At 60.7% G+C, this 24,496-nt stretch carries 9 protein-coding genes; all 9 read left to right on the top strand.

What is annotated here, in order from left to right:
* The first annotated feature begins 1 nt into the window (after nucleotide 1).
* The 9 genes from LVD11_RS05555 to LVD11_RS05515 all read left to right on the top strand — a co-directional run bounded on the left by LVD11_RS05555 (nucleotide 2) and on the right by LVD11_RS05515 (nucleotide 24,495).
* The gene (locus LVD11_RS05555) at nucleotides 2–415 is read left to right on the top strand and encodes a flagellar hook assembly protein FlgD (RefSeq protein ID WP_237057165.1); all 414 of its coding nucleotides are present in this window, start codon (nucleotides 2–4) and stop codon (nucleotides 413–415) included.
* A gap of 2 nt (nucleotides 416–417) precedes the next feature.
* The gene (flgF, locus tag LVD11_RS05550; RefSeq protein WP_237057164.1) at nucleotides 418–1,623 is read left to right on the top strand and encodes a flagellar basal-body rod protein FlgF; all 1,206 of its coding nucleotides are present in this window, start codon (nucleotides 418–420) and stop codon (nucleotides 1,621–1,623) included.
* Nucleotides 1,620–2,381, top strand: a complete 762-nt coding sequence (locus LVD11_RS05545; RefSeq protein ID WP_237057163.1) for a FliM/FliN family flagellar motor C-terminal domain-containing protein — start codon at nucleotides 1,620–1,622, stop codon at nucleotides 2,379–2,381. The genes flgF and LVD11_RS05545 overlap by 4 nt, the downstream gene beginning before the upstream one ends.
* A 16-nt stretch (nucleotides 2,382–2,397) precedes the next feature.
* On the top strand, nucleotides 2,398–2,712 hold the full coding sequence (locus LVD11_RS05540) for a FliM/FliN family flagellar motor switch protein (protein ID WP_237057162.1): 315 nt from the start codon (nucleotides 2,398–2,400) through the stop codon (nucleotides 2,710–2,712).
* A 12-nt stretch (nucleotides 2,713–2,724) separates the two neighbouring features.
* Complete coding sequence (locus LVD11_RS05535; protein ID WP_237057161.1) at nucleotides 2,725–3,090, top strand: hypothetical protein; 366 nt, start codon at nucleotides 2,725–2,727, stop codon at nucleotides 3,088–3,090.
* The gene (fliP, locus tag LVD11_RS05530; protein ID WP_237057160.1) at nucleotides 3,087–3,818 is read left to right on the top strand and encodes a flagellar type III secretion system pore protein FliP; all 732 of its coding nucleotides are present in this window, start codon (nucleotides 3,087–3,089) and stop codon (nucleotides 3,816–3,818) included. Before LVD11_RS05535 ends, fliP begins: the two co-directional genes overlap by 4 nt.
* Nucleotides 3,819–3,827: 9 nt before the next feature.
* Nucleotides 3,828–4,538, top strand: coding sequence for a sigma-70 family RNA polymerase sigma factor (locus LVD11_RS05525; RefSeq protein ID WP_237057159.1), 711 nt, complete (start codon nucleotides 3,828–3,830; stop codon nucleotides 4,536–4,538).
* A 353-nt stretch (nucleotides 4,539–4,891) separates the two neighbouring features.
* Nucleotides 4,892–5,551 carry a hypothetical protein gene (locus LVD11_RS05520; protein WP_237057158.1) on the top strand — a complete coding sequence of 220 codons (660 nt, stop codon included), beginning with the start codon at nucleotides 4,892–4,894 and terminating at the stop codon, nucleotides 5,549–5,551.
* Between the two features lie 515 nt (nucleotides 5,552–6,066).
* Nucleotides 6,067–24,495 (top strand): DUF6531 domain-containing protein, encoded by an 18,429-nt coding sequence (locus tag LVD11_RS05515; protein WP_237057157.1) that lies wholly within the window; start codon nucleotides 6,067–6,069, stop codon nucleotides 24,493–24,495.
* Nucleotide 24,496: the final 1 nt, after the last annotated feature.

Raw genomic sequence — 24,496 nt, 5'->3', positions numbered from 1 at the left:
AATGGATATCGGAACGCTGGGGGCGGTGAATTCTACCTCAACACAACAGCAGCAGACGGCGACGGTGAACCAGGAAGACCTGTTTAATATTCTCCTGACACAGCTGAATTACCAGGATCCGCTTGAGCCGATTGACAATGCCGAGTTTATTTCCCAGCTGGCCCAGTTCACCAGCCTGGAGCAGGCGCGGCAGACAAACGAGAATATTCAGTCATTGATCAAGATTGAAGCGGCCAACCAGGCCATTGGCATCCTCAGCCGGACTGTCGAGGTGGCAACCGAGACCAGTCGGGAACTCGGGGATGTGATTTCGGTAAATTTCAATTCCGGGTCGCCAGTCTTGACGATTGAAACTTCCGATGGCCGGTTTTTGACGAACATTCCTCTCTCCCAGGTACAGGCAGTGGGTAGCTAATTATGTTAAGTACTGTTTTTTCCAGTCTCGCTGGGTTGCAAACTTTCAGTAAGGGGCTCGATGTTATCAGTGGCAACGTGGCCAATGTAAATACGCCCGGATACAAGGGCAACCAGGCGGTATTCGCCGATGTTTACTACGGTTACCAGTTCTCTGATGGTGAGCGGCCTTACCTCGAAAACGGCATTGATGGCGCGGGGGCTGAAGTTATCCAGACAACCATCAATTTTTCACAGGGCGACCTGCGTGATACCGGTAATGACACCGACCTGGCGATCGATGGTGAGGGTTTCTTTATCCTTCAGGATGATGGAAAGCGCTTCTACTCCAGGTTTGGGCAATTCTCGTTTGATAACGACGATTACCTGGTATCCCCGTCCGGTGCGCAAGTGATGGCCCTCGATGACTCGGGGGCGCTGGTTCCGCTGAGCCTCGAGGGTTTGAAGACCATGCCGGCCAGGCCCACCGAGAACCTTACTTTCCTGGGCAATCTGTCCCTGGGGTCGACCCAGCACGTGGTATCGGATGTGGAGGTCATTGACTCCCTCGGTTCGACTCAGGTCCTGACGCTGACATTCCGCAACAATAACGCGAATACGCCACGAAGCTGGTTTGTAGACGTTCGCGATGCTGATAACAACCTGGTTGCCTCTGACCTTGAAATACGTTTCCAGGATAACGGCTCGCCAGCCGACGGTTATAACACCGTGTCATTTGATTTCCAGCCGCAGGATCGCGCCAACCAAAATATCACCCTCAATTTTGGCGATGTTGGCTCTTTTGCCTTTGGCACTTCCTTCTCCGGCGCTTCAGCCTCGGACCTGGCGCTTGAAGATAACGATGGATACCAGCAGGGAGCATTGCTCGGCCTGTCCTTCAACGAGGACGGCATACTGGAAGCAAACTACAGCAATGAGGAAACCCAGCAGGGCCAGCAGATAGCGCTGGCAAATATCCATGACAAGCAGGCGCTTACCCAGCTTGGCGAGGGACTGTTTGAGGCCAATCCTCAGCAAATGATCGAGATCGGAAAGCCAAACCAGGATATCTACGGCCTGGTGGTGGGAAAAAAGCTTGAGGCTTCCAACGTTGAGTTGTCCCAGCAATTTACCGATATGGTCGTCGTGCAGCGGGGTTACCAGGCCTCCTCGCAGATGCTGACCGCGGTCAACGAAATGATGCAGCAGTTGCTGGAGGCCTCCAAGTGACGATTGTGACCGACGTGGTTCGTGACTTCGAGTTTATCGGGAGCCGGCGACTTAAGCGCCTTCGCGTGGAACTGGAACATCGACTTGAAGCGTTTGAGGCGGACTGGTGGTCTGGTGCCAACTCTCTGAAACTTGTGGATGTTTGTGAGTATTACGCGGAGTCATCTCTCTACAATGACTACCGTATTTTCCGCAATATCCGCTTTGGTGAAGAAAACATCATATTCGTTGGTGACTCAACGGTTTGGCATGAGCTGTTTTCGTCACTTTTCGAGGGCGAGTCGCTGGAGAGTCCTGAGCTCGAGCATCACATACTGGAGCGCCTGTGCCTGGACTTCTGCTGTCGACTTGGCCTGGATTCGGGCGGTGTGAGTATCGGCATTGATGAGCACGATGAGTCAGTCAATCGCTATGGCAGCGGTTGTGTCGCACTTGAACTGGACGTGCGTGGTATTCCCATCTCGATACTGTTGACACGGGGAATATGGCAGCCGTTGATCGGTCTCGCAAAGGCCGAGGCCCGTAAAGCGGTTGAACCACTGAGCAGCGCGCTGGGTACAGAGTCGACTTTACTACGTGCCTGGTTCAAGGCCAGTGATATTCCCTGCGAGTTGGTAATGGATTTGAAGCCCGGCGATTTTATCCCGCTCGGGCAGGACTTCACCGGCATGGTCAGCGTGTCCTGTGGCTCGCAGGCAGATATGTTTGGTGCCGTTCTGGGTAAGACGGATAAAAACCGCGCTATTAAGATCAGGTAAAAATTGAGAGGTTGTTGTGGATACTTTAGATGTTGAACTGCAGGAATTGGCGCAGGATAGTGAAGGTGCTGCGGTGGTGCCCCCTTCGGTAGACATGATCAGGCATGTACAGGTTGAGCTGCGTGTCTCGGTCGGTAGTGCGCGTATTTCCGTGGAGGAGCTGTTCAACCTTAAGAAAGGTGAGCTGCTTTCCCTGGATAAAAAAGTAGATGAACCTGTAGATGTTTTTGTGAATGGGGCATTGGTTGCACGGGGCGTGCTGGCCTCAAAGGGCGACTCGCTGGGCGTCCGGATCACGGAAATTGACAACGTCAATAAAACGGTTTCGTGACCGGTGGGCACCATGCTGGTAGTGAGTTCGCGGGTCGTGGTTGTGCAATTCTCAGCGATCGTGCTTTTTGCCTATAGCCCTTTTGCCTCAGCCCAGGCTGGGAGCGAGTTCCTGGCCTGGACTTTCTTCAAGGCACTGTTTGCAGTGCTGGTACTGCTCGGGTTGACCTTTGCCGGGCTGAAGGCCTATGTCCACTGGCGGGGCCTGGGTAACGCTGCGGGCGGCAGTGCTTCGGATATAAGTCTGGGTGAGCGGAAGCGAATCAGTAACACTCTCACCCTGTATTCAGTTTCCTGGAAGGGCAGGGAATACCTTGTGGCAGAGGCGGGGAGCAACCTCACCGTAATCGACAAAACAGAAAAAGATGTAGAAGCATGAGGTCACTGTTGTTTGTCCTGCTGGCTGTTTTGCCAGGGGTTGTTGCCGCCGCCGATGTGTCATTTCCGGGCGTTGACATCCAGTTTGAGGATCAGGGTGCGGATCTAAGCCTGGCAGTGAAGATTCTCCTTGGAATGACGGTGCTGAGTCTGGCGCCGGGTATCCTGATCGTCATGACCTCATTCACCCGTATCATCCTGGTACTGGCCATGTTGCGTCATGCACTGGGCATGCAGCAGACGCCGCCCAATATGGTGCTGGTCAGCCTTGCGTTAATCCTCACGCTGTTCAGCATGAAACCGGTAATCGAAGAGATTAACAGTAAGGCATACCAGCCATATACGAATAAGGAAATCGGCTCCGAAACCGCGCTCGATCGCGGGGTGCAGCCCCTGCGTGGCTTTATGTTGCGACAAACACGGGAAGAGGATCTCGAGCTTATCTACGAAGTCATGGCCGAGGATCCGCCCAAAAGCGTTGACGCCGTGGAGCTTTCTGCGCTGGTCCCTGCGTTCCTGCTCAGCGAGTTGCGGACCGCATTCCAGATCGGTTTTATTATCTTTATACCCTTCCTGCTCGTGGACATTGTCGTCGCCAGTATGTTGATGTCCCTGGGTATGATGATGGTCCCGCCGATGATGATCTCGCTTCCCATCAAGATCCTCGTGTTTGTGCTGATTGATGGCTGGAGTCTCGTAACCCTGTCATTGATGAACAGTTTTGTTTAGAGCGGGCCAATGGCAGGGATGCTCGATATTTCCAGTCACGAAGCAGAATTGTGGGATCTCTTCTCGGAGGGTGACCGGTCTGCCCGGGAAAAGCTGATCCTGATGCACCGTGGCCTGGCTGCCAGGATTGCAGGAAAGCTCTATGCCGGCCGGATAGTCGATACGGTTTCATATGAGGACTACCTGCAGTTCGCCCTGCTCGGCCTGATTGAGGCCCTGGATCGTTACGATATTGCCGAAGGCGTGAAGTTCGCGACATTTGCCGGTTACCGGATCCGGGGCTCAATACTGAACGGCCTGCCGAAAATGACCGAAAGTGCAAGCCAGTACGAGTTTTACAAGAGGGCGATAGAGGAGAGGAATGAATCACTCATCGGTAAGGGTGATGTGGACTTTGCGGGGTTTGTCGATGCGATCCTGAACTTGGCAGTAGGGTTCCAGCTGGACGCGATCATGGCGGGTGAGCAGGCCCGGGATCATGGCGACCCGTATGCCAGCCATCATTACGACCAGCTCCTGAGAAGTATATCAACGCTGGTCAAAAAGCTGCCGGCCAAACAGTATATGGTAGTGCGTGGCCACTACTTTGAATTCAAGTCCTTCTCCGACATGGGCCAGGAGTTGCAGCTCTCCAAAGGGCGTATCTCCCAGATTCATAAAGAGGCGCTCACTCGACTTCGTGAACTTCTCCGGCAACGGGACCATGTAAGTCTCGTCTAGCTACGCCCGCACCTGTTACCCATGCCAACCCTTCTGTAAACGAGTGATGAGTAGAGTGGCATCCTTGAAACGCTGATTGAAGCTTGCGACTGTCGGCTCCCAAGTTTGCACTGCTCCGGCCGCTGCACTGCGTTTGGTGTGGCCAGGTATCTTCTTCGTGATCCCCGCTCGGTGTCATTGCGTGTAATAAAGTTGAGCTCGCTGTCGTTGTTTTTGGGCTGATAATTGGTAAAAAGTTCTCTATGATTGGGTTCTGGAAGGATGGTATAGCAAGGTAGCTGTTTGTGTCCCTGGCGATCTGGTTATGCGGGGATTCTTTAAATAAACAACGTAACACTTGGGGGTAAACGAAGATGATCAAGAAACTGATGGTGCTGGCTCTGGCCGTCGTCGCCACTGGCTGTGCGGGCGTGAAAAATATGCCGTTGGCCGAGGATGCCGGCCCGATGATCGAGGGGCGGCAATTGAGCGGCGTCAGCCGCGAGAAGCCGGACTTTATTGCCACTACGCCTGGAAACAGCATGTTCGGTGCTATTGGTGTCGTTGCCATGGTCAAAACTGGCAATAAGCTGGTTAAAGAAAATAACATTGAGGATCCTGCAGTCCGGATCTATGACGTACTTGCAGATGCCATGGCCCGTGAGTACAACATAGTGTTGCTGGATGATAATACGGTCACAGCTGAAGGAAATGATGTAGAGGAACTCACCGCCCAGGTGAATGACTCACGCTTGCTGCTGGATGTGCAAACCCTGGGATGGAAGTTCCTCAACTTTCCGCTGAATTTCAGCAAGTATCAAGTTGGCTACGGTGTCAGAATGAAGCTGGTGGATACTTCCACTAATGAAGTTCTCGCGGAAGCGCAGTGTGGCCAGGCCAACCCGGAAGAGGCTGAGCAAGCTCCCACCCACGACGAGTTACTGGCGAATAACGCATCCCTTCTCAAGCAGAAGCTGCGCGAGGCCGCAGATCATTGCGCGAACGAATTTAAAGTCAATACGTTAATGCTTTAACGGGTGATCTAAAAATATTCTGTCCGCGCAGTAGTAGAAATAACAGTTACTGACCTGGTCTGGTAGTGATTTTTCCTGGGGCATGAGAGGGCGGCCCGCCCTCCTTGCGTGCAGGTGCCTACCGGCTTGGTTCTTACTGTTCGGGTAACAGAATGCGCGTCGGGCCCCGGGCTTACTTGTCCCCGGGCCTCCGTAGCCCGGTAGTGCAACCTGCCTTTTGCTTCCTCTCTTTTCCCTTCTTCCTCTAATCTCTCTGCGCCTATGGGTGCTAAGTCCCCTCCCCCTATGCGTGGTTCTTCGATTCAATCCTTGCCCAAGTTTCCGGGCTGGTCCCTGCTGTGATGGGGATTTGGTCCAGAGCTGTGTGGCGCGTGATTCCTCCAATAAATGCGAGGAGAGTCATGTTTTTTTCGTGAAGTCCCTAAACTTTTTCCGCCAGCGAAGGATAGACAAGCAGATAACGAATTTTGGGGCGACAGGGTGTCGCCTATCCGGACTTTTTAGGGGACTTCTCGATGTCTGTAACGCTTGTTGGCGGTAACGAACTGGGCCTGCTGGATTCTTCTTACGCACTCCTGAACGATAATAAACGCACGGCCAACAACCAGGTGGGCGGTGACGAGAAGCTGTATGTCAACGTCTCCAACGGCAACCTCGTCATCCAGCACCAGGACGCCTACCTGCCCAGCATGGGCGACGACTTCAACCTGGTGCGCACCTACAACGCCCGCGGGGCCGCCAGCGATGCCCACGGCCACGAGGACGCCCGCTGGTACTTCTCCACCGGCATCCGCCTGGACGTCAGGCAGGGTGGCCAGTACCTGGAGGTCCGCTACGGCGATGGCAGCCTGTACGATTACTACTGGGATGAGGCCCGCCAGCTGTACGTGTCGGTGGACGGCGCCGGCGCCTACGAGACCATCCGCGACCTGGGGGCCATCGGCGATACCGATCCCGCCTTCGAGCTTACCCGTGCCGACCAGACCAGGCTGACCTTCTCCAAGCAGGGCGAACTGCTGGCCTGGGAGGACACCAATGGTGTGCGCATGGAGTACACCTACGAGTCCGATCGCCTGGTGCAGGTGCGCGACGACACCGGCCACGAGGTCAACTACACCTACCTCAACGGCCAGCTCTACCAGGTCACCGACGAGACCGGCGGCGTGCTGGTGGAGTACCGCTACGAGAGCGGCCGCCTGGTGGAAGTGGTGGACCGCATGGGCCACTCCACCAAGTACCACTACACCACCGACGGCTTTATCGAGCGCATCGAGCTGCCCTCTGAGCAGGACGCCGATGGCGACGGCGTGGCCGAGACCTACGCCCAGCGCGATATCAATATTACTTACGAGCAGGTGAGCTGGCGCGGCGAGAATAAGGCTGCGGCCCAGGTGGTGACCTCTATTACTGACGCGGAAGGCGGTGTAACCACCTTCGATTACGACTTTGCCTTCCACACCAATGGAGAGGGCCAGGGCAGCACCAAGGGCGACAAGATCAGCAAGGGCAAGGGGCACCGGGTGGATAACACCACCGACGAGACCAGCGTGACCTTCTCCTCCAAGTTCTTCGACGGCGGCTCCACCACTGTGGTGGACGCGCTCGGCAACGCCCGCGCCTACTCCAACGAACAGCAGTACGTCGACTGGCGGGTGGCCAACGGCTACTACGCCACCTACGACGCCGCGGTGGCGGGGACCGACACCAGCTATCAGGCGCAGGTGGATAACATCCGTCAGGGCCACAGCCTGCAGTACACCTACCTGTCCAACGGCTATATCACCGAGATCGTGGACCAGGAGGGTTACCACTCCACCTACGCCTACAACGACAACGGCGACCTGGTGTCGATGACCGACCGCAACGCCTGGGGCGCGGTGAACTCCGACAGCGCCTACTTCCGGCAGCTGCGCGCTGACCTGGGCTATACCGATGCGGCCGGCAACGGCAAGCTGGCGGCGAACCTGAGCCAGGCCGAGCAGGATGCCCTGACCGAGCTGTACACCTCGCACTTCAACTACGACAGCAACGGCAACCTGCTGACGCTGGCGGACAACGACGGCTCCGAGACCCGCTTTACCTACACCAGCTTCAACAAGATCGCCTCGCGCACCTCCGCCACCGGCGTGGCGCTGACGGTCTCCGACGATGCCCACTACCAGGCCCTGCGCCAGGACCTGGGTTACGCGGCGCTGGTGGCGGACCTGAGTGCCGCGGATGTGCAGGCGCTGCTGGACCTGTACACCACCTTCTACGAGTACGACGCCAACCAGAACCTGGTGGAAGAGCGCAGCCCCGGCGGTGACCTGACCCGTTACGAGTACGATGCCTACGGCAATCGCACCCGCCGCATCGTGTTCCTGGATGCCACCGACCTAACCGACCCGGCCAAACAGCAGGTGACCCAGTACTTCTACGATGCCTACGGCAACAACATCGAGACCATCGATGCCGAGGGCAACCGCACCTTCGCCGAGTACGATCACTACGGCAACCTGACCCGGTTGATCGACGGCAACGGCGGAGTGACCACTTACACCTACGATAACGACAACCGCCTGCTGACGGTGATCGACCCGGAAGGCCACACCACCGTCAACACCTACGACGCGGTGGGCAACCGCATCAGCGTCACCGATGCCAACGGCAACACGGTGTACCGCTTCTTCGACAAGAACAACCGCCTGATCCAGACCATGGATCCGTCCAGCGTGGACCCGGCGCAGGACCGCGTGACCCAGTACCAGTACGACCTGGTGGGCAACCGCACCAGCATGACCGACGCCGAGGGCCGCACCACCGAGTACGTGTTCAACAACCGGCGCGAGCTGCTGGAAGCCATCACCGCGGCGGTGGCCGGGGCGGACGGCAACAGCACCCGCTACACCACCAGCTACGCCTACGACGGTGAGGGCAACCGGGTCACCATGACCAACCATCGCGGTGCCACCACCGAGATGCTGTACAACGCCGATGGCATCATCTCCCAGCGCACCGACGCCAACGGCCATATCACCCGCTACAGCTACGACGCCAACAACAACCAGGTAATGGTTGTGGCCGGCCTGCAGCTGCCGGTGAGCCAGCGCCAGGTGCTGAAGTTCGGTTACGACGAGGAAGACCAGCTCGAAGAGCAGACCGATGCAGAGGGCGGCACCACCACCTTCTATCGCGACGCGGTGGGCAATGTAATTGCCGAGGTGGACGCGCGCGGACCCGAGTCCGGCGATGCAGAGGCCTACACCACCCGCTACGAGTTCGACCGCAACAACCGCATGATCCGCGAGACCACCCCGGAGGTGTACGACCCGGAGACCGGCGGACTCTCCCGGCACGTGATCGAGCATCACTACGATGCCAACGGCAACGAAGTCAAAATGGTGGACGGCAACGGCAATGCCACCACCTTCGCCTACGACCTGGACAGCCAGCTGGTGATGGTGACCGATGCCAACGGCATCAACACCGTCTACAGCTACGATGCCAACCACAACCGCACCCGCGTCGAAGTGGGTGTGGCGGTGGATGCGAACGGTGCCGTGATCGACCGCGACGATGCGCAGGTCACCACCTATACCTACGACGAGTTCAACCAGCTGGTGGCGCAGACCGACGGCCTGGGCAACGCCCTGGCCGGCAGCAACGACGACCGCTACCAGCAGAAGCGCGCGGAGCTCGGCTACGCCACCGACGCCACCCTGCTCACCGACAGCGACAAGGCCGCCCTGCGTGCGCTCTACACCGAGCACTACACCTACGACCGCGTCGGCAACCAGCTGACCCGCACCGATAACGAAGACCGCGTTACCACCTTCGACTACGACGCGCTGAACCGCCTGGTGACCACCACCGATGCTCACGGCAGCACCATCACCAGCAAGTACGACGGCAACGGCAACCTGGTCGAGCGCAAGGACCAGAACGGCAATATCACCACCTATGCCTACGACGCTCTCGACCGCCTGACCGACACCACCAACGCCATCGGCACCGTCACCCACAACGACTACGACGACTTCGGTAACGTCACCAGCACCACCGAGGCTTTCGGCACCGCGGAGGCGCGCGAGACCCAGTTCGTCTACAACCTGAACAACTGGCTGGTGCAGCAGACCGATCCCGAACAGCACACCGTGGCCTACCGCTACGATGCGGTGGGCAATCGCGTGGAAGTGACCGACGGTCGCGGCAACCCCACCCAGACTGTCTACGACGCGCTGGACCGCGTCATCAAGGTGATCGATGCCGAGGGCTTCGAGACCCGCTACGAGTATGACGGTGCCAACAACCGCGTGGGCATCATCGACGCCCGCGGCGGAGTGACCCGCATCGACTACGACGGCGGCAACCGCCAGGTGGCCATGACCGACGCCGAGGGCCGTGTCACCCAGTACGATTACGACGTGCGCGGCAATCGCATCGCCATGCGCACCGCCGCCGGCACCGCCGACGAGCAGCTCACCGTGTTCGAGTACGATGCGGAGAACAACCTGCGCTCGGTCACCGACGGTGAGGGCAATGTCACCACCAACAACTACGACCGGGTCTACAACCGCATCAGCGTGGTGGACGGTAACGGCAACGAGACCACCAGCGCGTTCGATGCACTCAATCGCCTGGTCAGTGTCACCAACGCCGAGAACGAGACCACCACCTACAGCTACGACGCGGTGGGCAATCGCCTGACCACCACCGACGCGCTGGGCCGTGTCACCAGCTGGACCTACGACGCCGTCAACCGCGTCACCACCCAGACCGACGCCCACGGCGTGCAGACCACCTACGCCTACGACGCGGTGGACAACCGCACCAGCATCACCGCCGCGGCCAACACCGCCCAGGCGGCCACCATCGTGTTCGAGTACGACCTGGACGATCGCCTGGTGCGCGAAGTGGATGCCATGGGCGGCGAGCGGCGGTACAGCTACGACCCCAACGACAACCGCACCACCGTCATCGACGAAAACGGCAACGCCACCGTCTACACCTACGACAAGAACAACCGGGTCACCGATATCCAGGACCCGGAAGGTGGTATCACCCACTACAGCTACGACGGCAACGGCAACCGCACCCAGGTCATCGACCCGCGCGGCAACGCCACCACCAGCTACTTCAATGCCAACAACGAAGTGGTGCTGGAAGTGGACGCCGAGGGCTATGCCACCAGCCGGGTGTATGACAACAACGGCAACGTCGCCAGCCAGACCCTGCACATGACCCCGGTCGGTGCCGTGACCCCGGGCACCGAGCCCACCGTGGTCGCCGCTGCGGACGACCAGACCGTTACCTTCGACTACGACCGGGTCAACCGCCTGACCACCCGCGTCGACGGCGAGGGCAACACCACCACCTACAGCTACGACGGCGTCGGCAACCAGCTGACCGTCACCGACGGCAATGGCAACACCACCGTCAACACCTACGACATGGTCAACCGCCTGGTGACCGTCACCAATGCCGAGGACGAGACCACCGTCTACACCTACGACGACGTGGGCAACCGGGTGAGCATGGTGGATGGCAACGGCCATATCACCAGCTACACCTACGACGGCCTCAACCGCGTGGTGACCGAGACCAACGCGGAGAACGAGACCACCACCTACGCCTACGATGCGGTGGGCAACCGCATCGGCATGACCGACGCGCTGGGCCGCGAGACCGTTTACGTCTACGACCTCAACAACCGCATGGTCAAGCAGGTCAACGCCGACCTGGTGGAGACCACCTACGCCTACGACGAGGCCGGCAACCGCACCAGCATGACCGCCGCGGCCAACACCGCCCAGGCGGCCACCACCCTCTACGCCTACGACGGCAACAACCGCGTCACCGACATGACCGACGCCGAGGGCGTGGTGACCCACTACGTGCTCGATGCCAACGGCAATGCGGTGGAAGAGCACCGCGCCTACGGTACCGCCGAAGCGCGGGTGAGCTTCACCACCTTCGACAAGAACAACCGCGCCACCCACGTCCAGGACCCGGAGGGCGGTGTCACCGAATACCGCTACGATGCCGCCGACAACCGCGTGCTGGTGATCGATGCCCGCGGCAACGTCACCACCAACTACTTCGACCGCGCCAACCGCGGCGTGGCCACCGTGGATGCGGAAGGCTACCTGACCGAGCGCAGCTTCGACGGCGTCGGCAATGTCACCAGCCAGACCCTTTACGCCCAGCCGGTCCCCAGCGTCGATCCGTCCGTGGTCCCCACCCCGGTCGCGGACCCGGCACAGGACCAGACCGTCACCTTCGAGTACGACATGGTCGACCGCCTGACCGCGCGCACCGATGGCGAGGGCAACCGCACCAGCTACACCTATGACGAAGTGGGCAACCAGCTGACCGTCACCGACGGCAACGGCAATACCACCGTCAACACCTACGATATGGTCGACCGCCTGCTGACCGTCACCAACGCGGAAGGCGAGACCACCGCCTACACCTACGACGACGTGGGCAACCGCCTGACCGTGACCGATGGCAATGGCCACACCAGCAGCTACCAGTACGACCTGCTCAACCAGCTGGTGGCGGAGACCAACGCCGAGAACGAGACCACCCGTTACGACTACGACGCGGTGGGCAACCGCATCTCCAGCACCGACGCGCTGGGCCGTGAGACCCGCTGGGAATACGACCTCAACAACCGGGTAACCAAAGAGATCAATGCGGACCTGGTGGAGACCACCTACGCCTACGACGAGCTGGGCAACCGCACCAGCATGACCGTCGCGGCCAACACCGCGCTGGCCCAGACCACCGCCTACAGCTACGACCTGAACAACCGCCTGGTGAGCAGCACCGACGCGCTGCAGCAGACCACCAGCTACGGCTACGACGCCAACGGCAACCGCGTGTCCGTCACCGATCCGCGCGGCAACACCGTGGTGAGCTACTTCGACAAGACCAACCAGCAGACCGCCCAGGTGGATGCCGAGGGCTATGTCACCACCTGGACCTACGACGCCGCCGGCAACCGGGTCGGGCAGACCCTGTTTATGGCACCGGTTACCGGTGCCGACCCGGCCGTGCCGCCGTCGCCGGTGGCCGGCGCCGACGACCAGGCGGTGGTCTACGAGTTCGACCGCGCCAACCGCCTCGCGGCGCAGGTCAACGGCGAGGGCGACCGCACCGAATATACCTATGACGGTGTCGGCAACCAGCTGACCGTCACCGACGGCAATGGCAACACTACCGTCAACACCTACGACGCGGCCAACCGCCTGCTGACCAGCACCAACGCCGAAGGCGAGACCACCAGCTACACCTATGACGAGGTGGGCAACCGCCTCGCCATGACCGACGGCAATGGTCACACCACCAGCTACGGCTACGACCAGGTCAATCGCCTGGTCACCGTCACCAATGCGGAAAACGAAACCACCCGCTACGGCTACGACGCCGTGGGCAACCGTATCTCCGAGACCGACGCGCTGCTGCGCGAGACCACCTGGGAGTACGATGTACTCAACCGCGTGGTGAAGGAGACCGCCGCCGACCTGGTGGAGACCACCTATGCCTACGACGAGGTAGGCAACCGCACCAGCATGACCGTCGCGGCCAACACCGCCGACGCGGTGACCACCAGCTACACCTACGACGACAACAACCAGCTGCGCAGCGAAACCAACGCGCTGAACCAGACGGTGTCCTACGACTACGACGCCAACGGCAACCGCGTTGCCATGACCGACGCGCGCGGCAATACCACCAGCTACACCTTCGACAAGAACAACCGCCTGACCCACGTCACCGACCCGGAGCTGCACACGGTCGAGTACCGCTACGATGCGGCCGACAACCAGGTGGAAATGGTCGATGCGCGCGGCAACGTCACCACCAACTACTTCGACCGCGCCAACCGCCAGGTGGCGAGCGTGGATGCCGAAGGCTTTATGGTGCAGCGGAGTTACGACAACGCCGGCAACCTGCAGACCGAAACCCGCTACATGACCGCCCTGGGCAGTGTCGACCCGTTGGCACTGCCGACCCCGGTGGCCGGCCCGGACGACCAGGTCGTGACGTTCGAGTACGACAGGGCCGACCGCCTGACCGCGCGCATCAGCGGCGAGGGCTTCCGCACCGAATTTACCTACGACGAAGTGGGCAACCGCACCAGCGTGCGCCAGCACCGCGACCTGGCCGGCACCGACATCGCCGAGACGCGCTTCTTCTTCGACAGCGTCAACCGCCAGGTGGCGCAGCTGAGCGCCGAGGGCTACCTGACCGAAACGGTGTACGACGACGTCGGCAACGTGAAGAGCGTGACCCTGTACGACGAGCGCGCCAGCGTGATCGATGGTGTGCCGCAGGCGCAGGCCGGCGACACCGGCCGCACCACCAGTTACGACTACGACGCGATCAACCAGGTCGTGAGCGAGACCAGCGCGCTGGACGTGGTGACCGCGTACACATACGACGAGCGCGGCAACCGCACGGCGGTGATCGAGGCGCAGGGCACGGCGGACGAGCGCAGCACCCTGTACACCTACGACCAGGCCAACCGGGTAACGGACATCACCGACGCCGAGGGCGTGGTGACCCACTACGAGCTGGATGCCAATGGCAATATCGCCGAGGCGCATGAGGCCTTCGGCACTGCTGATGTGCGCGTGACCTATAACAGCTACGACAAGAACAACCGCATCACCCAGACGGTCGACCCGCTCGGGGTGGCCAGCACCTTCGCCTACGACGGCAACGGTAACCTCAGCAGCCAGACGCTGGCCGTGGGGCTGGCCGAGGCGCGCACCGAGTCCTTCGAGTACGACCGCAACAACCGCCAGACCGCCCAGGTCAACGGCGAGGGCGAGCGCACCGAGTTCACCTACGACGGTGCCGGCAACCGTACCGGCGTGATCGTCGCGCCGGGCCTGCCGGAACAGCAGTCCACCAGCTACGAGTACGACCTGGACAACCGCCAGGTGGCCCTGGTCGACGGCGAAGGCATGCGCGTGGAGTATGTCCTCGACGGCGCCGGCAACAAGCGCGAGACCATCCAGGCCGTGGGTGTCGCGGGCCTGGAGCGCCACACCTATTACGACTACGACCTGGACAACCGCATCACCCAGGTGCAGGACCCGATGGGTGGCGTCACCCAGTACGAGTACGATGTGCTGGGCAACCAGACCCGCATCATCGACGCCAACGGCGGCGAGCAGCTCAACACCTTCGACCAGCTGGGCCGCATGCTCACCAGCCTGTCCCCGGCGGGCACCCTGACCGTCAACACCTACGACCAGCGCGGCAACATCCTCACCGCCACGCAGAGCTTCGCCGACGGCAGCGACGCGCGCACCACCACCTACGCCTACGACCTGCTGGACCGCCAGGTGGCCATCACCGATGGCGAGGGCTTCACCACCAGCATCGACTACGACGCCTTCGGCAACCAGACCCTGGTCACCGTTGGCCAGTACCTGGTGGACCCTGCTGCGGCCGAGTACGACGCGGACAAGGCCGCCCGTGCCCACGTGCAGACCAACGGCTTCACCTACGATGCCGCCGACCGCATGCTGACCATGACCGACGGCGAGGGCAATGTCACCGCCTACGCCTACGACGCGGTGGGCAACCGCACCAGCATGACCGAGGCCGCCAACAGCCTCGACGGCACCGCGCCGCGCACCACCGAGTACTTCTACGACAAGGCCAACCGCCAGGTGCGGGTGGAGAACCCCGCGGGCGGCGTGACCGAGAACGTCTACGACGAGGCCGGTAACAGACAACTCGAGCGCGTGCTGCAGAGCAGCATCGGCGGCGTCGAGGTGTGGACCGAGACCGAGTACGAGTACGACGGCAACGGCCGCATGACGGCCATGATCGACGACTACGATACCCGTACCGAGTACCAGCTCGATGCCATGGGCAACCAGGTGGAGATCCGCTACGCCGCCGGTACCGCCGAGCAGCGCAGCGTGTGGATGGAGTACGACCTCAACAACCGCAAGACCGCCGACATCGACGGCGAGCAGAACCGCACCGAGTACCGCTACGATGCGCTGGGCAACCGCACCCAGACCATCGACGCCCTCGGCCGCGTGGCCCGCTACTACTTCGACGGCGCCAACCGCCTGAGCGCGATCCTCGACCCGGAAGGCACCCTCAACACCTTTGCCTACGACAGCGTCGGCAACCAGGTGGAAGCGCGCCTGTACGCAAACCGCTACACTGGCCCGGTGGACGACTTCACCGCACCGGTGGGCACCGCCAGCAGCGACGACCGCGTCACCCTGACCGACTACGACCGCAACAGCCGCGCGCTCACCGTCACCGAGGCCGACGGCAGCGTCACCCAGAACCGCTACGACGCCGCCGGCAACCTGCTGCAGGAAGTGCTGTACGCCAACACCAGCGACCCGCGCACCCGCAGCTACACCTACGACCTCAACAACCGCATCGAGACCTTCACCGACGTGGATGACACCGTCACCCACTTCAGCTGGGATGCGGCCAACAACAAGACCGGCGAGAGGATCGTCTCCGCCACCGACCCCAACGCGGTGCGCGAGACCGTCTACGTCTACGACCTCAACAACCGCCAGGTGCAGCAGGTGTTCGACCCGCAGGGCCTCAACCTGGTGCAGTCCACCGCCTACGACAAGGCGGGCAACATCGTCACCCAGACCGATGCCAACGGTAACAGCCTGCATTACGCCTACGACCTGGCCAACCGCATCCTGTCCGAGGCCAACGACCTGGGTGAGGTAACCGAGTACACCTACGACCGGGTGGGCAACATCAAGACGATGGAAGACCCGCGCAACGTGGTGACCGAGTACGAGTACGACGACAACAACCGCGTGATCCGCGAGCTGGGCGCCACCGTGCAGGTATATACCATCGGTGAAGGCCTCAGCACCCAGCGCCTGGAGACCACCCGCAGCTACGATGCCTTCGGCAACGAAGTGCAGACCGTCGATGCCGCCGGCTACACCACCACCCGTTACTTCGACGCCAACGGCCGCCAGGTGGCTGAGCTGAGCGCGGACAACGTCCTGACCGAGTGGAGCTACAACGCCTTTGGCGAGAAGGCCAGCGAGACCCTGTACATGACTCGCCTGAACGCCACCGCGCACACAGATCCCAGCGAGCGACCGACCGGGCTGGGTGATGCCCGCACCACCGATATGTTCTACGACCGCATGGGGCGTCTCACCCGCACCGTGTACCCGCAGGTGACAGTGACCTCCGTGGATACCAGCACCGGCGAGCCGGTGGCCACCACAGGAGAGGTGCGCCCGGAGGAAACCACCGTCTACGATGACTTCGGCAACGCCATCGAGGTCACCGACAAGAACGGCAACACCACCTACGCCTGGTACGACGACAAAGACCGCCTGCTGGCGCAGGTGGACCCGGAAGGCTACCTGGTGGAGTGGGACTACGACGCCCAGGACAATGTGCTGGAGCAGCGCGTCTACACCCAGCCGCTGGACACCACCGGCATCACCTCCGCCACCCGCCCGGCCGCGCCGGCCGGCGAGGTGTACACCGTCAACAAGACCTACGACGCGGCCAACCGCGTGATCGAGGAACGCTCACCGCTGGTGGACGTGCTCGACAACGACGGCGTGCAGACCCGGGAGCGCGTGCTCACCCTGTACACCTACGATGGCAAGGGCAACCAGACCAGCCGCACCGTGGCGGCGGGCACTAGTCAGGAAGCCGCCGAGTACAGCTACTACGATGCCGCCGACCGCAAGGTTGCGGTGATCAACAGCGACCGGGTGCTGCACACCTATAGCTACGATGAAAACGGCAACCTGACCCAGCGCAAGCGTTACTACAACGCCGTGGATGCAGGTGTGAACCTGGCGGCACTGAGTGGCGACACCGCGTTCGAGACGCTGGTGGCGGCGCACACCAACGATCAGGCCACGACCATGGGCTACGACGCCGGCAACCGCCAGACGTCGGAGACCGACCTGATGGACGCGGCCAACGACGCCGACGACATTACCAAGACGATCCGCTACAACGCCCGCGGCGAGCAGACCTGGGCGCAGGACGGGGACGGGTTCGTCACCGAGATGGCGTACGACGCCGCCGGCCGTATCAACAAGAACATCTCCCCGGATGGTACCGGTTCCAGCATCCAGTACGATGCCGCCGGCAACCAGACCCTGGTTTACACCGGTGAGATCGACTCGGTTGCCCAGGCCGTAAGCAACGACGCCATCAACGCCGAGTTCGGCGATATGCTGGTGATCAGCTGGGACATGCCGCAGGGCGTGGACCAGAAGAGCTGGGTGGTGTGGGGCTCCAGCAGCCAGGCCGGGCTTGAGGGCTATGACTCCCGCAGCGCCGAACTGGGCACCTGGTTCTCGGAGACGGGCGAGGTCTATATCCCCAGCGAGGAATTCGGCGAGGGCGAGGCGCTCTATTTCCGCGTCGTTACCGCCGACCGGGCCGGCAACCTGGCCTGGTCCGAAGAGAAAGAATTGCGGGTTCCGCCCACCCTGGGTGCGATCGATGTGAACCGCGTCGACAGCGATACCACCACCATCACCGTAGAAGCCGGCAGTAATGCCCAGAACGTGGCCCTGAAATACGGCACCGCGGGCGTCACCAGCGCCGCGACGCCGGTGGCCATGCAGCCCAATGGTGACGGTACCTGGACCGTCACCCTCGATGGCGTTACCAACCTGGATGAAAAGTCCTTCCGCATCAGTTGGCAGGACGCGGATGGCGGAAGCTACCAGAGCAGTGAGAAAACCTTCGTCGCCAGCGACCCGCACGTTGGGGTGACCACCCAGCTGGCAGAGAGCAGTGTGGTCAGCGGCGAAAATACCAATTACCTCGTTAACCTGGACACTCGCGTACCGTCGGAGCTGGCCAGCCTCTTCTCCACCGTAGTGGCAACCTGGACAGATGCCAACGGCGAGACCGGCTCCAGGGCGGTGGAAGGCGTGGACAACGGTGACGGAACCTGGAGCTACGCCCTGGACCTGGGCACCAGCGCCAGCCCGCTGGCGGCCGGCAGCTACCAGGTCAAGCTGGAAGGCGCTTACGCCGATACCACAGTATTCGGCGCCCAGTCGCTGGTGCTGGATCAGTTCAGTGCAGAAGTCGGTGGCACCACACCGCTGTCAGGGACCCGCCAGGGGCTGACCTGGCAGGCTGCGGACGTGGGCAGCGAAGATGCGCGCGCCCAGCTGGTGCTGATCGACGGCCAGTGGGTGGAGAGCAGTCGTACCGCCGAGGGCCAGTTAATAGTCTCGGCCGAGCTGGCCACCGGCACCCACAGCTACAACGCCTTTTATGGCGAACAAGTCGCTGAGCAGCACAGCCTGGATATCACCAGCATAGAAGTCACCGAGGAAGTAGAGGACCCCGAGAACCCTGGTACCACCATCACCAATGTGCTGGGTTACGACCTGGACTTCGGCCTGAGCCTTAACGCCGCCGAACTGGCCAGCGTCACTGGCGACCTGACCCTGTCCTGGCGCACGGCGGGTAGCGGCCTGGACTTTACCGACAGCACCGTGATGGCGTTCGATGGCAGCAGCCACTCGGCCACCCTGTCGCAGCTGCAGGAGGGCGCCTATGACGTCAAGCTCAGCTACACCGATGCCGACGGCAACGAGGTCATCGTGCAGTGGCTGCGCCTGGACAGCGCCCAGGTCACCAGCGGTAGCAGCAAGAACTACCAGAGCAACAGCCTTACGGTGCTGGGTAGCGAGACCGGCGGCAGTATCAATGTCGCCGCCGACGGCCAGATTGGGTTCGATACCGGAATCTACTCCGGCCCCAGTGCCGATGAACGCAACTTTGTCGACCTGACCCTGGCCAGCACCGGTAACCAGGGTGGCAGCCGCACCGTCAGCGGTGTGGACGCAGGCTACTACACCCAGAACCGCTACAACGCCCTGAACCAGCTGGTTGCCACCAACGAGGGCAACGGTATCTGGCGCCACTTCGGTGTGGATGCCAACGGCAACCAGGTGGCGACCTACACCACCGGTGAAAACGGGGACGACCTGGCCGCTGCCACCGAGATCCGCGACAGCTACGCGGTGTTCGACGGGCGCAACCGCATGCTGGGCGAGTACGGCGTGGCCACCGCGGCCTACGGTGAGTCCGGCACCGTGCGCGCGGAAACCACCTATGCCTACGATGTGCAGGACAACCAGGTCGCCGTGACCGATGCCCGCGGCTACACCACCAGCCGCGCGTTCAACGCGCTGGGCATGATGGTGTGGGAGAACGACAACCGCAGCGGCATCACCTACCACCACTACGACCGCCTGGGCAACGAGACCAGGCTGGTGGACCAGCTGGGCAACGAGACCAGCAAGCGCTACGACAATGCCGGCCGGGTGATCGAGGAGATCAACGGCGCCGGCGACGTGAAGCGCTACACCTACGACGTCTTTGGTCGCCAGCTCTCCATGAGCCTGGTGGACGGCTTCGAGACGCGCACCACCAGCTACAGCTACGACCAGCGCGACCGCCTGATCCGGCAGACCGACGCCGGCGGCAGGACCTTGCAGTTCCAGTACGACAACCGCGACAACCGCACCGGCAGCCGCGATATCGCCGGGGATTGGACCTACCAGGAGTTCGACGGGCTGAACCGAGTTACCGAAACCCGTTACGAGGGCGTCAAAGGTTGGGTGACCGAAACCCGCCAGTACGACGCCTACGGCAATGTGATAGCGGAGAAGGATGCCGCCGGACGGGTCACCAGCCACGAATACGGCGCATTCAGCCGCAAGATCGCCACTGTGGACCAGGGCGGGCGCAAGACGGTCTTCGAGTACGACGAGTTCGGCAACCAGGTCCGCGAGTACCGCCCGGTAACCAACAGTGCCATCAATACCGGCCTGTGGAACTACGGCTTCGAGCTTTCGCGGGAGGATTTCCGCTACGAGTTCGGCCAGCTGTACCGCAGCTGGGACCTGTTCAGCAGCGGTACCACCACTACGGGCCCGGATATCCAGCGCGAATATGACGAGGCCGGGCGCCTGCTGTCGGTGGTCGACAACAAGACCGGTGTAGCCACCTCGTACCAGTACGACGTGGCGGGCAACCGTATGTACGAGCACATCACCGGTGCCGGGGGCCACAACCGCGAACTCACCTACGACTATGATGCGGCCGGGCAGATCGCCCGCTGGCACGACAGCGTCACCGGCCAGCACCTGAACTACCTGTGGGATGCGGCCGGCAACCAGAAGCGTGTCTACACCGACGCGGGCTATACCGGCGAGGGTGTCAACCATTGGTATGACTACGACGGTGCGAACCGCGTGACCGAGATGCGCAATGGCGCGGCCGGGGAGATCGTCAGCGCCTTTACTTACGACGGCCTCGGCCAGCGTGAGACGTGGAACAACAAGGGCACCATGGTCAGCTACCAGTACAACGACAGTGGCTGGGTCACCCGGGCCACCTGGGTAGTCGACGATGGTGACGATGCCGGCAGCTGGTACAGCACCTGGGGCTACGATGCCGACGGTAACGTTACCCGTTACCAGACCTTCAAGAATGGTGACCGGGAAACCTATAGCTTTACCACTTACAGCGCCAACGGTATCTCCACCTACAGCGACAGCGACGACCAGAAGACCTACAGCACCTACGACGCATCCGGTCGCCTGCTGAAGACCAAAACGGTCACAGAAGACACCACCAACACCTACACCTACTACTACCATGCCGATGGCCGCGAGCAGCGGATCGTGGGTGCGGGGGATGCCAACGGCACCAGCCGCTTCACCTACGACGCCAATGACAAGCTCACCCGCCTCGACAAGGGTGAGGGCGACGGCCAGGACCGCAAGGAATATCTGACGTTCGTCTACAACAACGACGGCCAGATCCTGTACCGCTACCACGATGAGGGTGTGGAAGACGATATCAGCCGCACCGAGTTCCAGTACGCCAACGGCAACGCCGTGGGCGAGAAGAAGACCTGGAAGAACGGCGATGTCGAGGAGCAGCTGGACAGCGGCGACTACAACCTGATCAAGGACATCGGCGAGGACTATCCCTCCGGCGCCGTGACCAGTGTGGCTGCCGTGGACGGCGACAACCTCCAGTCCATCGCCGCCCGCGTCTACGGCAACCCCAGCCTGTGGTTCGTGCTGGCGGAGGCCAACGGCCTGGATCCAAGCCAGCCGATCAAGGGCGGGGTGCGTATCACCGTACCCAACTCGGTGGAGACAGGCCGCATCGATGCCGACACCCACAAGGTCTACAACGAAAACGACATCATCGGCTCCACGCTGCCGAACCTGAAAACGCCGGACTCCGGCGACGACTGCGGCAACATCCTGATGATCATCATCGTGGTGGTGATCGCGGTGGTGGCCACCATTGTTACCGCCGGCGCGGCCGGCGCGCTGCTTGCCGCGGGTGGCGGCTTCCTTGGCCTCACGGGCACGGCAGCCACGGTGGCCGCCTGGGCGGTAGCCGGTGCCGTGGTGGGCGCGGCGGCCTCGATCGTGCAGCAGGGGCTGTTTATCGCCCTGGGTTACCAGGAGAGCTTCAGCTGGAAGGAGGTGGCGGCCGGGGCCGTGGCCGGCGCCTTCAGCGGTGCCGCCCAGGGCATCGGTGCGGCGGTCAAGGTTGCCGATGTCAGCGCCAGGACGGTGAAATACGCCAAGACTGCGGCCGCGGCCCTCAAGGTAGCGGGCGCGGCTTCCAAGCAGCTGATCACCAGCGGCAAGATCACCAGCTGGTCCAGCCTGGCAGCGGCGGCCCTGGGCCCCACCTCGAACGAGACTGCCGGCATCAACATGGAGGGCTTCCTCGACCCCACCACCCTGAATATGGTCACGCCCTGGCTGGGCGTGGCGGAAACCTATATCCGCGAGGGTGAGCTGACCACCGGGGACTGGGTGAGTGCAGTCGGCAACACCGTGGGTGCGGCCGTTGGCAGCAACGAGGACTTCCAGGTGGATGGCAGCAGCCTGCCGGCCAACCTGCTGATCGGCGGGGCCATGAGCCTGTTCGACGAGCAGGCGGGCAAAAGCTATATCCATAACGCCATTGGCAATGAAATTGGCTCTGCCATAGGCAAGGACATTACTGAAAATAGTAAGCTCGCGAAGTGGGCCGGTGCTCAGCAGGCCGGCGCGCAGGAGCAACTGGCCGCCTATTACCGTAGCAGCGAAGCCGACGACGACCTGTGGTTCAAGGCCGCTGACTTTATTGATAGTGTCGGACAGGATATCGCCGGTGCCGGGCGGGCCATCGGCAACTTCTTTGCCGGAGGCCGCAGGGATAGTCAGCAGTTTGCGCTGGACGGGATGGACTTTTCCTTAGATGATCAATTGCTGTTTGCCTCAGCAGGACTCGGTCAGGGCATGTCCGATGTAGTGACCTGGGATCAGGTGATGGCTTATCAGGCGGCCGGTGGGGAACTCTCTGCCGAACAGAGAATGTCCTTGGGGTTGTCTGTCGCTGGTGATGATACCCTCATGCAGGATCCAGGGGGCAGCGCGCTGACCTCCAGCCAATTGGAAGAATTCACGGTTCTTGTGAGCACCGGCGATACTGCTGCGATTGAGGCATGGAAAGCTGATAACCTGACTGATAGCGATGTGTTTTCATACGTGGCTGGTGATTCCGGCATTGAAAGCTTGACGCTGAATGGGTATACGTTGGATGCAGTAGAGGGGGATGGAGCTCCGATCTGGGTGCCGCGAGAATTTGGTCAAGGCGTAGAGATTGTTGGTTCTACTGAGGCTCCTCTACCCGAAGGGGTTGTGACCAGTTCTGAAATTTTAGCGGATGGGAGTGAACTTATTGATCAACCACCGACTCTCGACCAAGCAAATGGGACTACCGAGGTCGCCTCACAGTCAACTGAGGCAGACGCCCAACAGGTGACTGATCTTGAGTCGGTGAATCGAATTCATGAGCTGGCTGCAGAAGTGGATAGCCTTTCCGAAGAACAAGCGAGGGAGCTACAGACACTTCTGAATGAGTTTAATGACCTTGAGTCGGGTGTTGATGATGCGGCATTAGTGATAGATGGTAATATCGGACCAGCAACAGAAGCTGCTATAACTCAGGCATTGTTTTCTGAGAGGGCGCAAGCGGCCTTTGATTATCAAAGAGAAAACTCTGATCTAGATTACTATAATAAGATTTTTGAGCTAGGGACTATAAGGGCGAATGAGAGGTCGGACTTTGATACCCAGCTTCTGCAAAGTATGCTCGTCTCTGAATTGCCAGAAAGCGACCTTAGTGGTTACATAGAAAGGGGCGTAGGTATTGGTAGCTTTGGTAATGCAACGGCGGGGGCATTTGTTGAATCATTGAAAAATCACCCTGAACTATCAGCTATATACTCTGGTGACTTTGATGCAGATGCAGGTGCGACGTATCGAAGGACAGTAACGGTAGATAGAGGTGAAGAATCTATCGACTTTATAATGCGTGAGAGCATGGCGAACAATTATAGGGAGGCTGTCAGTGAGGAGCTCGGACGTAGTCTTACTGCTGAAGAAGCACAGCAGGCTACGATAGATGCTATCCGTTCTGTGGAGCCGCAGGTTTATCTCGCTGTTATTAACTCGGCCTTTGAGGCTGATAATATTGATTCTATAGGTTTTAGTAGCGGGCAGCGATCTACAGCCTTGCATGGTGCAAATGCTTCGGATCACCTTACAGGCAGGGCATTGGATATCAGCCGAATTAATGGTGTGGCTGTGAATAATGGTGGTTATGATAATCTAGGACAACCTTTGAACAATGAGCCGGCTGTTCAAGCAAGTTTTACTGATAACTTGTTTGAAAGTGATGTTTTCGACCAGGTTTTTACTCCATATGAGGTTAGGTATGGTATTGATGGCAATATCGACACGAATCGAATTCGAAGTGGGGCTTACAATCTGGACATAAGCTCTGCGCGATCAGATAACAATTATGTTCATAGGCATCATATCCATGTTGGTGGATACAGGGCGGGGTCTAGGTAGC

The sequence above is a fragment of the Microbulbifer sediminum genome (genome assembly GCF_021729035.1).
In the GTDB taxonomy this organism is placed as follows: Bacteria; Pseudomonadota; Gammaproteobacteria; order Pseudomonadales; family Cellvibrionaceae; genus Microbulbifer; species Microbulbifer sediminum.
This window is presented reverse-complemented; position numbering and strand designations above follow the sequence as displayed.